The following is a 15,212-nucleotide window of genomic DNA, read 5'->3' on the forward strand; positions in this document are numbered from 1 at the left end:
GTGTACCATGAATTTGATCACAAAAAAACGGACGGAAGTGAATTCAGACACACTCACGTTCCGCCCGCCTTGCTCAACATTTAGTTCACAATCAAGGCTCCAGACCCCAGACACGTTTGTCGTTTATATACAAAGGTGTTTTGTCCCAATCTGTATAAGAGGTCTTGGTGGCATCATAGGAAAAATCGTCACTTTCGTTATAGTTGCTCCAATCCGTCTTGTTCATGCGAATCTGAATATCCCCCGTGTTTTCCCCTGCTGCCAGACTTCCCGCACCGGCTCCAAAGTAGATCTCCAAATAATAATCTGCCCCAGTTACGGCCTTATCCAGTTTCACAAACCGTCCCTGAACATTGCCGCTGCCCAATTGTGCATAATCACAGTGAAACTCCTGCCCCTTATCGCCATCTACAGTATAGTAGTATCTCAGCTTTACGTTTTTCAGATCAAGAGCCTCTTTACCCTTGTTTACGACACGGAAGAGTGGTCGAATCTGGTTATCTCCCGGGTTGGTGTCGCCCACACGGTATTGGGCAATTACATCTCCCTTCGCCGGAATCGGGGCTGCTGTTGGCTTGGCGCTGACCTCAGCAGAATCCGGGCTGGTTCCTAAGGAATTTGTTGCACTTGCTACATAATAATAAGTGGTTTCATTCACCACCCCTGTATCCTTGTAAGTGGCGTCAGTTACCGTTGCTATCGTGGTATACGGGCCACCACTGGCTGTGGAGCGCTTAACCGTGTAGCTATCAGCACCTGTCGCTTTGCTCCAGGTTAGTGTAACTTGTGCATCTCCTGCACTCGCCTTTACATTTGCCGGAGCTTTGGGAGCTGTAGGTTCGGCTGGTCCACTACCATTAATCAGACGGTCATACTCTGCATAAGCAGTTGCCATATCTACTTGGGACCAGAAACGGTGATACGTAAATTCTGGCGCACCTTTATCCCATTTTTTGGTCTGTTTGTTCCATGAAGTCGTGTATTTGTCTTTAAGATAAGACCATTGCGGATCTTTAGTGATATTAGGGCGGATGTCGCTATAGCTGGAATACGTACCATTCCCTCCCTTGGACGGATCAGACGGTGTAGCGTCTGTGCCTGGAATCGTGTTGCCTTGCCCAGTCTTACCACTCCATCCGCTCGGGATATATACTTCTTTAGTAAAATAACGATAATAATCCTCACGTGCTTCCTTCGTTGTAATTCCTATGCCGTCGTTATAGCCCCATGCTGCATCAAGCAAGGCTTTGGACAGATCTTTGGCTTCCTTGCCTAACTCGGTGTAGTCTCCTTTTTCAGCTTTTGTTCCGGCAGCAAAGAAGGTAAGCGCCTTCACATAACTGCCCAGCACTCCTGCATCCTGTCCTGGATTTTTGGTTACGACATGAAGATTGGCATTTCCTTTATGATTGGCAAATCCGCTCCAGGTTTCAGGCTTTCCACTCCATTCCAGATTGCTCGGCAGCCAGAACTCACCTTTAGCCGCTGTAGTGGCTACCTTCGGATTTTTGCCACCCAGAATACGCTTGCCTTGTGCATCCAAATAGTAACCCTCCGCATCAGTTACAGGCCGTTCGTTGGCAAATACATAGCTCTTGGACCAAGCGATCCAGTTTTCCGTCACTTGTTTAGCCATTTTAAACTGCTCAGACGAAGTGTCACCTTTCTTGGCCAAAATATAGTACAGCTCCGCAATCCGCTCGACAGGCCAAGCCTGCATGCCAAACCAGTTGTTGGACGGTGGATCTTGATATACAGGAGCCCCTGTATAAGCCATGCCATAAAAAGTGCTCGTACCAGATGGATACGCCTTGTAGGCACCATCCCAGCTATTCGTTGCTCCACCTGCAATGGCCCCCTCATCAGATTGCAGCCAAGTGTAAAATTCCAATTGGCGCTTGAGCGAGGTCGCCCAATCCTGTCCTGCCGTAGGTGAATTTGGTATCAATCCGCTATCCTTATCGGATAATGCATATGCAGCAACGACATTCTGGTAGCCCTGATGCGCATGGCTGGCACCAATCCGCCAAGCCCAGTTGCCGCTTTGGCCCAGTCCGCCGCCCCAAGCCGTATACCATGCCATTAGATAAAGACTGGCATCCTTGCCCATGCCAGCAATCGGACTTCCATTGGAAGCGCTTCCTACTTTCTGGAAGTATTTATCGTACATGCCGTAACGCAAGAAATCTCCCATCTTTTTCGCTTTGTCCAAATATACCTGGTTGTCATAACCGAGTTCTTTTGCCCAGTACATGGCTTGAACCGCCCGTGCGTCCGCATCCGTGGCATTCGTGTAGCGCCATTGCTGTGCAGGAGCATTATTTTCCTTGGTGAACAGGCTCATGAAACCTTCATTAGGCTTGCCAAACTTGTGATTATCCTGCGATGGATGCGGTACGGCCTCCCAGACCGATTCCTGTTCCCCGCGCTGGAAGGTGTTCACATAGGTCGCCGTATGTGACGGATTCAGCAGATTGCCAAAACCGTACCAATTGTCTACATCCAGCAACCAATGCATCAGGTAGGTCTGATTGTTGCCATAGGTTGCCTTCAGCTCAGAGTCCAGCGGGTCCTTGCCAGCACCATACTGACCACTCAGACGGCTTGGGTACTGATCCGGCTGTGGATATTCTGCGGCATAAGTGGCAGGGCTGTTCGGATTATAGTTACTCATTGTAGGCTGCTCTTCCTTACCGTCACCCTCATTAACAGGAATGATATATTTCTCCATGTTGTCCCATGCCGATTCCAAATGACCCCAATCCCCGGTATAATGACCATAGAGAACTTCTAGCCACATCCAATAGCTGTATGCTTCCGAGGTCGTTAAGTGTCCATAGTCAGGCGCCTCACTCATAAGAGTTTCAACGGAATGATAAGGGATACCTTCTTTAGAAAAGTAACCGCTAGCTGGGTCCTTCAGTTGTTTATACATTTGCAAAAAGCGTGTTGATTCAGGGGTTGCGGCTGATGCACGGTCGGGTTCGGCCTGAAATAAACCCAAGCTTAACGGAAGTACCAAAATGGCTGACATGACCATAGAGACAGATTTTCTGAACACAGATTTTCTACTGATCACTTTTGCATTCATCCTCTCCATTATCAATATTGGCTTTACTCAAAATTTGGTTCCGAAAAACGACAGCACAAAAAGACAGCGCCATCACCTCACTTTCCCGTTATAAAGGTGGAGGACACGCTGTCCATAGCTCCAAATGCTTCACATTGGCCCTGGCAAGAATATACCACACTAGTCGCCAAATGAGAGTCGAAAAATTCTATATGTTTAGAGTTGCACAAGGAAAATTGACGAAATCGATAGGAATCGGTACTATTTCACAAGGAGGCGTTAAAACATGAAAGTGTTGCTGTTGCTTGGCTGTATTGTGATGTTTTTAGCTGTAGCTCTGGGAGCATTCGGGGCGCATGCGTTGAAAAAAAGACTTTCCGCAGACATGATGAGCATATTCCAGACAGGAATTCAATATCAAATTGCTCACGGTTTGGGTTTGTTGCTGCTGGGAGTTCTTGCAGGCAACCTTGCCCATTCTTCTCTTATTGTAACCGCAGGTTGGGTTATGCTGGTAGGCATTCTTCTGTTTTCCGGCAGTCTGTATGTTCTTAGTGTGTCTGGTGTGAAAAAGCTTGGAGCCGTCACCCCGATTGGCGGGCTGGCTTTTTTGGCAAGCTGGGTCATTGTGATTGTGGCGGTAATACAAGGCTAAACAAATAAACAGAGACTTGGAAAAGTAGGCGCTTCCAAGTCTCCTGTATCATGGCCGATTTATTGATGAAGATGAACGCGTCTATGATTTCGTTTACACTTGCTGTGCTTTCTGAGCCGCGATCCGATGACCTTCGATATAGCGTTTGGATTGAGCCATTTCATGCTCCTGAGCAGCTTCCATAATAATATGGACCCCTGGCTTGTACTGCTCCAGCAGTTCCATATATAGAGCATAGTTCATGTCACCAAAACCCGGCGGTACGGTCTCGATCTCACCTGATGATGACAAACGTCGGTCTTTGGCATGTGCTGCGATAATCCGAGGTCCTAGCAGCTGAAAAGCTTCGCGGATGATCTCATCCTGTCGCGCCAGGTTTTCCGTTTTTAGCAAATTACCCGGATCAATCACAACACCAATGTGTGAAGACGGTACTTCCTCCAGAAAGGTAGCTAGCTCTGCTGCTGTTCCGACCAAATGATCGTTAGCAGCCTCTAATCCTACAAATACGCCCCACTTCTCCGCCTCATCTGCTAATTCTCGCACAACTTCTTTTACAACTCTCCAGTCTCGCTCCGAATAAGGGGTCCCATCCTCATTGCGTCCGACTTCAGCTGCAACCATTGGTGCTCCTAACAGACTTGCGTATCGGATCAGCTCTTTGAACCGCTCTACATTTTCACGTAACAATTCCTCATCCTGTACAAAAAAATGCAAATAGCACCCGAGCACTGATATGGATACTCCGTGCTTACGAAATTCCTCAGCGATAGACAATGCCAATCCAGGATTGAACTTGCCTGGTTTATTAAAATCGACATCACTGATCGCTCTCCACGGAGCGAGCTGAACATGAGTAAAGCCCGCTTCACCTACCTTTGCAGCCAACTCGCGATAAGGCAACTTGCCAAACAAATGTGCCAATACACCTACTGTCACTAAAAATCACCTCTTTTTATTTTTGTATTCTACTAATCGCCGTACTCAGCTCCAAGGACTCATTGATGATTTCTGTAATTCGTTCTACTTCATCATGAATAAAGAAGTGTCCTCCCTCAAAGGTAAACACACGAAATTGCTGATCCGTATGCTGTGCCCACGCCTCTGCATCTTGTAGGGCCACCGTGTTATCAGTCAGTCCTGTCAAGGCGGTGATAGGGCAATGTAAAGGCGTGGCTTTGCTCATATACTTATACATCTCGACTGCTTTGAAATCTGCTCTTAATACTGGCATAAAATAGTCATACAATTCCTGATTGTCAAAAATGGCTTCCGAAAGTTGACCATACCTCTGCAAATGCGTTCTGAATTGATCTGCAGGCAGATCATGTAACCACGGGAGATTTCTTGGGATATGCGGTGCCCGTCCACCCGAAACAAATAGATGAGCCGGCTGGCCATATCCTCCAGCCACCAGCTTATAATACAGCTCGAATGCAATCATCGTACCCATGCTGTGACCGTATATGGCATAAGGATCACCAGGGGCTAACTCATGGCTGATTTGATGCAGCAGATCCTCGCTCATCTCCTCAATACTATCCTTAAGCGGTTCCCCAGAACGAATACCTCTGCCCGCCAATTCCAAAGGGACAAGTTTAATCTGTGGAAGCAGCAGCTTTTTCCATTTGAAGCTGACTGATGCCGATCCGCCTGCATATGGGATGAAAAATAATGTGATAGGTACCATTCTTGCAACCTCCTGTGTTGCGGAATTCTAACTTTTTTATTTTAGCACAAAAAGGTATATTTACCCATTTCAAATATTTTGCAAATTCGAAAAAGAGGGTTGACGAATTCAAGCACATTTTGCATAAAGCAGGAAATGTATTTCTTAAGGAAGAACTGCTGTATGTTTGAATATAATCATGTGTTGGGTCTTTTATTTTTCCAATTTGAGAGGAGTCCTGCGCCATGAAGTATGGTTTCTTCGATGATGCCAACCAAGAATATGTCATCACCACCCCTCAAACTCCGTATCCCTGGATTAATTATTTAGGTAATGAACGATTTTTTGGACTCATCTCCAATACAGGCGGCGGCTATGCATTTTATCGAGATGCTCGCTTACGTCGCTTAACACGTTACCGGTACAACAATATTCCTGTCGATAGCGGTGGTCGCTATTTTTATATTTATGCTGATGGAGATTATTGGACTCCGGGCTGGATGCCGGTTAAAAGGGACCTGGAGCAGTATGAATGTCGTCATGGACTTGGATATACCTCAATTATGGGGGAACGCAGAGGGATTCGGGCTACGCAACTAGCTTTTGTGCCCCTATCTTTTGACGGCGAGGTCCACCAGGTCAAGCTTCAGAACACATCGTTACAAACTAAAAAGATCAAACTCTTTTCATTCGTCGAATTTTGCCTGTGGAACGCCTATGACGATATGACCAATTTTCAGCGTAACTTGAACACAGGCGAAGTTGAAATACAGGACTCTGTCATTTATCACAAGACAGAATACCGTGAGCGCCGCAATCATTATGCTTTTTTCTCTGCGAATCGTCCGCTGGCGGGCTATGACACAGACCGTGAAGCTTTTTTGGGTCTCTACAACGGACTGGATCAGCCCCACACCATCACCGCAGGGCAAGCGTCTAACTCGATAGCCAGCGGCTGGTCCCCTATCGGATCGCATTGCATTGAGATTACACTGGAGCCGGGCGAAGAAACAAGCTGTAACTTTGTACTCGGATATGTGGAAAACCCAGAGGAAGAAAAATGGGAGTCCCCCGGTATTATTAACAAAAAACAGGCTCATGCTATGATCGCGCAATTTGGGGATGAAACCGATGTGGAACGTGCGTTAAGTGAGCTGCGAAGTTATTGGAACAATCTGCTGTCCAAGTACACCCTTCAAAGTCACGATGATAAGCTGAACCGAATGGTGAACATATGGAACCCGTATCAATGTATGGTTACATTCAATATGTCACGTTCGGCTTCGTATTTTGAATCCGGTATTGGACGTGGTATGGGTTTTCGGGATTCAAATCAAGACTTGCTCGGCTTCGTCCACCAAATACCGGAGCGGGCAAGGGAACGGATTATCGACATCGCTTCTACTCAATTTGAAAATGGCTGGGCATATCATCAGTACCAACCGTTAACCAAAAAAGGAAATCACGAGGTTGGCGGTGGCTTTAACGACGATCCGCTGTGGCTTATTGTCGGTACCTCAGCATATATCAAAGAAACCGGAGACTTTGGCATACTGGATGAACAAGTTCCCTTTGACGGGAATATAGATCGTACCGCTTCGCTGTTTGAACATTTGAAGCGTTCTTTTTATCATGTTGTAGACAATCTCGGTCCGCATGGTCTTCCGCTCATTGGCCGGGCTGACTGGAACGACTGTCTGAATCTCAACTGTTTTTCTGCTACACCAGATGAGTCCTATCAGACGACACAGAATTTGGAGGGCCGCATAGCCGAATCTGTGTTTATCGCCGGACTATTCGTGTATACTGGACCGGATTTTATTGAGCTTTGCAAGCGCAGAGGTTTGAATGAAGAAGCAGTCACCGCTCAAGGACATGTGGATCGTATGCGGACAGCCACATTGGAGCATGGGTTTGACGGGGAATGGTTCTTGCGTGCGTACGACCATTATGGTAACAAAATAGGGAGCAAGGATTGTGAGGAAGGGCAAATTTTCATAGAGCCTCAAGGCTTCTGTGTAATGGCAGGAATTGGAATTGAAGAAGGCCTGGCTCATAAAGCTCTCGACTCTACACGTGATCGGCTGGAAACTCCCTACGGCATTGTACTACAACATCCGCCTTATTCCCGCTACTATATTAATCTGGGTGAAATCTCTTCTTACCCTCCTGGGTATAAGGAAAATGCAGGTATTTTCTGTCACAATAACCCCTGGATTATGATGGCAGAAGCTGTCATAGGACGCGGTGATCGCGCTTTCGAGCTGTATAGCAAAATTGCTCCCGCTTATCTAGAGGACATCAGCGACATTCATCGTACCGAGCCATATGTGTATGCTCAAATGATTGCGGGCAAGGATGCGGTTCGTGAAGGTGAAGCCAAAAATTCCTGGCTAACGGGTACTGCGGCTTGGAATTTTATAGCTATTACTCAATCCATCCTCGGTATTCAGCCGGAATGGGAGGGTCTGCGTATTGATCCGTGCATCCCCAAATCCTGGGGAGAATTCACAGTCACCCGTGTCTTCCGAGGCGACACCTATGTGATTCATATCACGAATCCACAGCACGTCTCCAAAGGTGTAGCTACAGTTACCGTAGATGGCACTGTTCTAACGAATAATATTCTGCCGGTTGCAGGAGATGGAACTATTCACCAGGTAAAAGTGTTACTGGGCTAACGAGTTCGTGCCCTTCAAAAAAATTAGCTTCAACTTCACCACATAGTATCTTATAATACGAGAATGGCTATAGATACATTAAGTGTGGTGACATCATGAACAAGACAAAACGGCTTACTCAAACCATGGATTACAGAACAAAGCAAGCCCGCTGGGTGCGCAAAATGTTATTACTTTACTGGATGATTATAACCGTACATTTTATCGTCCAGCTGGGCAGCTACTTATTCCTTGATTATTCCGCTTCGCCTTATGAATTTTACGTTGGGGTCCTTATTGTTCCCACACTAATCATGAGTGGATCCAACTTACTTGCAGAACTGGCACATTTTAAATTTAACAGGTATTCTTTTGTGATTCTGTTTATGGCAAGCACCGTCATTTGTTGGATGATTATTCGCCTTAACTATGACATTCGGATTATTCCAGCGTTGTGCTTGTTGCCTATTTTCTCTTCAATCTTGTTCTTCAATCGTCGCTTAATATGGCTTTCTTTTGTATTGCAAGTGATCGTCTTCTTTCTATTGCTAGCAATAGATGGATCATTCCGCAGCTATTTGTCAGACTTTGATATCGTGGCGATTCCGACATTTTTGATTATGTCCACCTTTATTGCCCTCATTATTCAGGCCAGCGGCCGCGATTTGTTAGTGGATTTATACAAAACAAAGCGTGCTCAGCAGGAATTAATGATCAGTAACGCGATTATTAGTAAAATGTCCATGACTGATGGTTTAACGAAGCTATACAATCATTTGTCTTTCCAAAACTTTTATGAAAAAGCACTGGAATATGCCGAACAAGGCGCGATCATCCATCTGGCGTTAGTGGATATTGATAATTTCAAGAAGATCAATGACACTTACGGGCATCAGTTTGGAGATAAAATTTTGGAAGGCATCTCGCAAATTATTACAGAGCAGATTACAGCAAATGACATTCCGGCCCGCTATGGCGGTGAGGAGTTTGCTATTTTGATGTTTGAGCATACTTTTGAGGAAGCTTATCAGATTGTAGAGAACATTCGGCGTGAAGTGGAGAAAATGACCTTTCAGGAGAAAATGCAAATCGTTTCTGTAACCGTAAGCATTGGATTAAAAAGCTATACCGAGGATATGAACAAAGACAAAGATGTATTTTTCCAGGAGACAGACGACTATTTGTATCAAGCCAAGCGCTCCGGTAAAAATAAAATTGTTGCTCTTAACCATATCGCTTAATGTAAAAATGCATTTAATGCAACTCCGGCATATAGTTGTCGGAGTTTTTTTGTATGTAGAAACTTAAAATTGAGAAGAGTTGACAATTTTATGGATTGCAAACTAAAATGGTTACACGCGGAATGGTTATTTACTTACGAAAAATAAGCTTTAAGGAGATGGTTTTACATGTCAACACTCGTTATTGTTGTTCACCCTGATCTTGCAGAGTCTCGCGTTAACAAAAGATGGATGCAAGAACTCAAGAAGCAATCCAGTGTGACCGTTCACAACCTGTATGAAATATATCCGGATGAGCAAATCAACGTTGCCCATGAGCAAAAACTGCTAGAGCAGCATGATCGTATCGTTCTGCAATTCCCTTTTTACTGGTATAGCAGTCCTCCCCTGCTGAAAAAATGGCTGGATAAGGTTTTAACCTACGGCTGGGCTTATGGAAGCGAAGGTGACAAGCTACAGGGCAAAGAGCTGTTGATCGCCTTGTCTGCTGCCAGCGTGGAGGAAAACTATCAACATGACGGACGAAACAGATATACGATCGAAGAGCTATTGAGACCTTTTGAAGCTACAGGCCTTCTGATTGGTGTCAAATTGCTCCCTTATTTCGTGCAGTATGGTGCCGGAGTTTTGACAGATGAGCAGTTGGAGCAATCTGCACAAAAATACGTACAGGCGGTTATTTCTTAATTTACACAAAATACCCCTTGGAAGGTGCCCACACCTGCTTGCCCTACAGCAGACGTTGGCTCCAACCAAGGGGCTTTGCTGATAGAATTACATTTACAGCGTAACCAAGTTACTCGTTACCTGAGCCATGCTTTCTTTAATAATATTGCAGCCCTTGCTCAAGTTCTCCATACTTATCGTCAACGCTGGCATAATTTTAAGTACCGTATCGTTACGCCCAGCTCGCTCAATAATAAGCCCCTTACTAAAGCAGAGAGTTGCAACCTCCTTGGCGAAAGCTTCTCCCAGATGGGTCACATCAATTCCCCAGATCAGTCCCAAGCCGCGGATTTCAATAAGTGGATCCATTGTTTGGATATGTTCACGCAAGAACTGCTGAACAAAAGCTTCTTTTTCCTTCACTTGGGCTTCCAACCCAACCGTGTCTCTGAACTCCAGCGCCGCCTTTGCTCCGACAAACGCTAGCTGATTTCCACGGAAGGTGCCGTTATGTTCACCAGGACTCCAAATATCCAGTTCTGGCTTAAGCAGCAACAAGGACATTGGCAGACCGTATCCACTGATCGACTTGGACAAGACAACCATATCAGGCACGATGCCTGCTCGCTCAAACGAGAAGAACGAACCAACTCGGCCGCAGCCGACCTGAATATCGTCAACAATGAGCAAAATATCATGATCATCGCAAAGCTGTCGCAAATCACGCAGCCATTCGTTATCTGCAATATTAATACCGCCTTCAGCCTGTATCGTTTCCAAAATAATCGCAGCAGGCTTCTCCACACCGGAATGAGTGTCTGTTAAAAGCTGTTCCATGTACAAAATGGTATCCATTCCGTTAAATGTGCTGTTATAAGGTATAAAGGTAACATTATTCAGTGGGACTCCTGCGCTCTCTCGCATGGAGTTATTGCTGGTAATCGATAAGCTACCGAGCGACATACCGTGGAACGCGCCCATAAAAGCAAAAACACCATTTCTTTTTTTTACCTTACGCGCAAGTTTCAGTGCTGCTTCCACCGCATTGGTTCCCGTCGGTCCGCAAAATTGAAGCTTATAATTCAAGCCCTTAGGCCGGAGAATACGCTCGGAAAAAGACTCTATAAACTCTTGCTTGGCCGTGGTGTACATATCCAGACCATGCATGATCCGATCGGAGGTTAAATAATCTAGTAACCGGTTTTTCATAAAGTCATTATTGTGCCCATAATTTAAAGCCCCTGCACCGGCGAAAAAGTCAATATATCCCTCTCCTGCCTCCGTGTACATAACATCGTTTTTTGCTTTGTTGAAAACAACTGGAAAACTCCTGCAATAAGACCTTACATTGGACTCCAGTGTTTCGAATGTGTTCATAAATATTCGTCCTCCCGCTGACCTGATTTTTGAAAAATACAAGCATGGAAAGCAAAAAAAGTGTAAATATGTAATCTAAAATGAGTAGACAGTCTGAATTCACAATGGGATATCCACACCATAAAATCTTGAGTACGATCACAAGAACATATAGAGTACAAAAGAATACAACAGAGATGCACATTGAGAGTAAGATGAATAGAAGATTAAATAGTGGGGTTTTCTAAGAGGTCTGTCAGAGGATGTCAACTCCTATGTAATAAAATACCATAATTTTCATTAAAGTCAATGCATGTTTCTGAGATCTTTTGTTAATTTATTGTAATTTTAGGACATTTCCTTGCAGTATATTGTTAAATAAATATGAAATATGACGTAATATAGTAATAAATCTCAAAAATAGTACATTTTCATATCAAATAGATATATATCTAGATCGTCCGGAGACTGGATTTCCATAATAAAGCTGAGCTTTTGACAGACTGACCAAAGGAGTTTACTCTATCAAAAGAACTTGCTAAATTTAAAAATAGATAAGGAAACACATCATGTCTAATGTTTTAATTATTGAAGATGATAATATGCTGGGTGACACTCTCTCCTTATATTTAACAGGGGAAGGCTACCACGTTACACGAGTGGAACAAGCGACTGAGGGTATTGCCCGACTCGATAGGGTACAGCCCGATATTATTTTACTAGATCTGTTGCTTCCAGATTTGGATGGCGTGAATCCCTGCCCACTGATACGCAAGCATACGGACGTACCAATCATCGTGATTTCTACAGAAAACGACATTTCAGAGCGCATTCGTACACTTACGTTGGGAGCAGATGATTATATTTGCAAGCCTTTTAGTATGCAAGAGCTAAAAGCACGGATCGAAGCTCTTTTCCGTCGGATCAAAATCACACGCTTGCAAGGAAGAGGCATTTCACCTGTAGCTGAACCTGAAACAGGCATTACTTTGGATCTGGCGAGAAGAATGGTTACCGTTAATGGTCAGATGGTAGAGATGACCTATTCGGAATTTGAGCTAATGAAACTTTTTTATACGAACCGAGGAATTGTATTTAGTAGATATGCCTTGATTCAGGCTCTCCGTGGCACAGACTCTTTTATTAATGAGAGGGCAGTGGACGTACATATTAACCATTTACGTAGAAAGATCGAAAAAGACCCCAAGAAACCGCAATTGATTAAGACCATTTGGGGAGTCGGTTACAAATTTATGCATTAACGCAGCTAGATCCAGGGAATGGATGATTTAATTTGATTAATCTCCTTTTGAACCCTACTCAGTTGCTCTCTCCAGTCTGGATACAGCTCTCCCCCTGAGGTTTCATTGCTGCGCTTCAATGCTTTCTCCAGCATTATCACCTTTGCCAGCAGATCAGTCGCACACAGATTCCCCGTTCCTCCCTTCAGCGAGTGAATTAATCGAAGAGCAGAAGACAACTGACCATTGTCCATTTTTCTCACAACTCTATTATCAAGATACTGGTATTCCTGTATCCATTTATGTAGGGCAAATTGAAAAATATACACCTTGCCATCCATACCGGCTATCGCTTTTTCCGCGTGAATACCATGTAATTCTTGCAGCCACGCTAAATGAATCCAGCTATTTAACATTCTTGTTGCGGTTAATTCATGTACAGGCTTGAGCAGCACATCATTAATGCCTGCACGAAGACAAACCTCCTGCTCAGGCTGCACAGCATCCGCGGTAAAAGCGATAATGGGGAGTCTGTTAAAAGCTCTGTTTCTTCGAATATGTCTGGCCGTCTCAAAACCATCCATTTCCGGCATATGCAGATCAAGCAGCACCATATCCCATGAGCACCGCTCCAGTAATTCTATAACTTCTCTTCCATTTGTGACTATCGTTACCTCAAAACCACGCTCTGCCAAAAACTCAGTGATCACTACTTGGCTAATCTCGTTATCCTCTGCTATGAGGATTTGATATTTTTGTGTTGAGACCCCAACTTCATATTGAAGGTCCATTGTTGCAACAGCTTCCAGACTATGATTATCTACAGACACTGGCTTTTCCTGCTCGGGTCTCAAGCGGAGCACCTCCAGAAGAGCGTTCCGGGTTACTGGCTTATACAAAAAGGCATCTACCCCCTGCTCTGTAGCTTCAGCGGCTACTTCTTCCAATTGGAACACGGTTGTAAGCCCAATGACCTGAGTCATTTGCTTATCCAGTATATGAAGCCAATGCCTGCGTGATTCAAGCTCTCTAAAGTCTTCCATCCCCATATCAATCATAACCAAATCAAAATGTTCACCCTTTTGAAAAGCGTCTGAATATTCCTGTAAGGATGAAACGGTGAGTGTTTGTAGCCCCAAATCTTGCAGTAGTTCGTTCAGGCTGTGGCTCACCAGTTCATGCTGTGCAATGATTAAGGCTTTGCCGTTGACTGGTTTTTCCAGCTGTGTGCTTCTCGCATTAAAATCCCCTATTTCAAGCTCCAGATTAAAGTAAAATTGACTATACTCTCCTAAACAGCTTTGCACTTCTACACTACCGCCCATAGCTTCAGCCAATTGTTTGCTAATAGCCAAACCCAGCCCGGAACCCCCATATCTGTGGGTTGATGTACTCACTTGCGTAAAAGGGACGAATAGCTTGTCCATTCCGGTCTTGGAAATGCCTATGCCCGTATCTTCTACCATAAAAGAGACACTCACTCGTCCGTCCTGCTGGCCTACCATTTTTACCTGTAACAATACATGTCCCTGGTCCGTGAACTTAATGGCGTTGGTCAGAAGATTTAAAAGCACCTGTTCCATTCGAAGCGGATCTCCCTTGAACCTTTTAGGTAATTTCGGGTCCACTATGAAAACGATCTCTACTTTTTTATGTTCCAGCAAAATCCCAACGGTATCTGCGAGATGCCGAAGCATGTTTTCCAGCTCAAATTCCGCCTTTTCCAGTTCTACCCTACGGGCCTCCATTTTAGAAAAATCCAAGACATTATTGAGCATGGACAAAAGAGTACGCGAGGAGGCGAGCAGCTTATGGAGGTAATCATGTTGAACGTCAGTCAGTTGAGTCTTACTCAACAGCTTTGAGAGGCCAATGATGCCATTCAGCGGCGTTCGAATTTCGTGGCTCATATGAGCTAGAAAAATACTTTTTGCATGGTTAGATTCACTCATCTCCTTTCTTTTCTGCTCGGAAGCTTTATACTCCGTAATATCCAATACATGACCGATGACATATCTGGTGAGCCCCTCGTCCCTGACAGGATGCAAGGTAATTAAAGCTGAATATTCCCAAAACTCCAATTCAAATACGGTCCGATCACCGAACCAAGCCTGTTTGTAGTATTCGGTAAGCTGCTCCAGTGTTTCAAAGGAAAGCTCCAAAATATCCCCGATACGCTTCACATGCTCCCATTTATTGAAATTGACTTGCAGATTCAGACCCATGCGCTCCAGCAATTCACCATCAAGCAGCATATAATAAAATTCATCCCCCCTTTTCTCCAACCTGAAGGTAAAGCCAGGTTGAACTCGAAGTAAAGTTAGCAGATCATGATTTTTGTCAATCGAACGCTGTCCATTTGTATACCTGGCGGGGATTAGTGCCTGCCCAAACAGAGTTATGAACAATAGACCAACCCCTATTTCCAACCCGCAGGTCAGCAGTGTTCCATCACTTATGCCAAAATATAAGAACAGAACTCCTGCCAGCCCGTATAAGACGCCCGTGAACGCCTGACGAATGAGCTGACGCTGAAAAATCAAAACTAATAATAATATCACGATCGTATATAGCAACAAATCTCGAACCAAGTGTTCGTCCTCCTTGTAATCTCCCATACGTTGCGAGAAGCTGTATCGGAAATATAAAAAAAC

The 15,212-nt window shown here is 44.7% G+C and carries 10 protein-coding genes; 5 read left to right on the forward strand and 5 right to left on the reverse strand.

The genetic code is table 11. From position 1 onward, the window contains the following. Positions 1-91: 91 nt before the first annotated feature. Positions 92-3,040 (reverse strand): glycoside hydrolase family 48 protein, encoded by a 2,949-nt coding sequence (locus HFE01_RS22600; protein WP_044786507.1) that lies wholly within the window; start codon positions 3,038-3,040, stop codon positions 92-94. Between the two features lie 316 nt (positions 3,041-3,356). On the opposite strand from HFE01_RS22600, the gene HFE01_RS22605 reads away from it, so the two are divergent. Further along, the gene (locus HFE01_RS22605) at positions 3,357-3,725 is read left to right on the forward strand and encodes a DUF423 domain-containing protein (protein ID WP_017428559.1); all 369 of its coding nucleotides are present in this window, start codon (positions 3,357-3,359) and stop codon (positions 3,723-3,725) included. Positions 3,726-3,818: 93 nt separating this feature from the next. Here the strand turns inward: HFE01_RS22605 and HFE01_RS22610 are convergent, their stop codons facing one another. Together HFE01_RS22610 and HFE01_RS22615 are read right to left on the reverse strand one after the other, a co-directional pair. Continuing rightward, positions 3,819-4,664, reverse strand: a complete 846-nt coding sequence (locus HFE01_RS22610; RefSeq protein ID WP_044786508.1) for a sugar phosphate isomerase/epimerase family protein — start codon at positions 4,662-4,664, stop codon at positions 3,819-3,821. A gap of 16 nt (positions 4,665-4,680) precedes the next feature. After that, positions 4,681-5,415, reverse strand: a complete 735-nt coding sequence (locus tag HFE01_RS22615) for a thioesterase II family protein (protein WP_016819027.1) — start codon at positions 5,413-5,415, stop codon at positions 4,681-4,683. A gap of 224 nt (positions 5,416-5,639) precedes the next feature. Here HFE01_RS22615 and HFE01_RS22620 point away from each other — a divergent pair, with 224 nt between their 5' ends. The 3 genes from HFE01_RS22620 to HFE01_RS22630 all read left to right on the forward strand — a co-directional run bounded on the left by HFE01_RS22620 (position 5,640) and on the right by HFE01_RS22630 (position 9,982). Continuing rightward, a complete protein-coding gene (locus HFE01_RS22620) occupies positions 5,640-8,075 on the forward strand; it encodes a glycoside hydrolase family 94 protein (protein ID WP_044786509.1) in 2,436 nt (811 codons plus the stop codon). A 95-nt stretch (positions 8,076-8,170) separates the two neighbouring features. Continuing rightward, a complete protein-coding gene (locus HFE01_RS22625; protein WP_044786511.1) occupies positions 8,171-9,295 on the forward strand; it encodes a GGDEF domain-containing protein in 1,125 nt (374 codons plus the stop codon). Positions 9,296-9,463: 168 nt separating this feature from the next. Continuing rightward, positions 9,464-9,982 carry an NAD(P)H-dependent oxidoreductase gene (locus HFE01_RS22630; protein ID WP_019687205.1) on the forward strand — a complete coding sequence of 173 codons (519 nt, stop codon included), beginning with the start codon at positions 9,464-9,466 and terminating at the stop codon, positions 9,980-9,982. 93 nt (positions 9,983-10,075) lie between these two features. Here the strand turns inward: HFE01_RS22630 and ectB are convergent, their stop codons facing one another. Further along, complete coding sequence (gene ectB / locus HFE01_RS22635; RefSeq protein ID WP_107735048.1) at positions 10,076-11,338, reverse strand: diaminobutyrate--2-oxoglutarate transaminase; 1,263 nt, start codon at positions 11,336-11,338, stop codon at positions 10,076-10,078. Between the two features lie 548 nt (positions 11,339-11,886). Between ectB and HFE01_RS22640 the strand changes: the two genes are divergently transcribed. After that, a complete protein-coding gene (locus tag HFE01_RS22640; protein ID WP_107735047.1) occupies positions 11,887-12,579 on the forward strand; it encodes a response regulator transcription factor in 693 nt (230 codons plus the stop codon). Positions 12,580-12,584: 5 nt separating this feature from the next. Here HFE01_RS22640 and HFE01_RS22645 read toward each other — a convergent pair whose 3' ends face one another. After that, positions 12,585-15,149 (reverse strand): response regulator, encoded by a 2,565-nt coding sequence (locus HFE01_RS22645; protein ID WP_107735046.1) that lies wholly within the window; start codon positions 15,147-15,149, stop codon positions 12,585-12,587. Positions 15,150-15,212 lie beyond the last annotated feature (63 nt).

It is taken from the genome of Paenibacillus sp. EKM10P, from assembly GCF_011800655.1.
In the GTDB taxonomy this organism is placed as follows: domain Bacteria; phylum Bacillota; class Bacilli; order Paenibacillales; family Paenibacillaceae; genus Paenibacillus; species Paenibacillus polymyxa.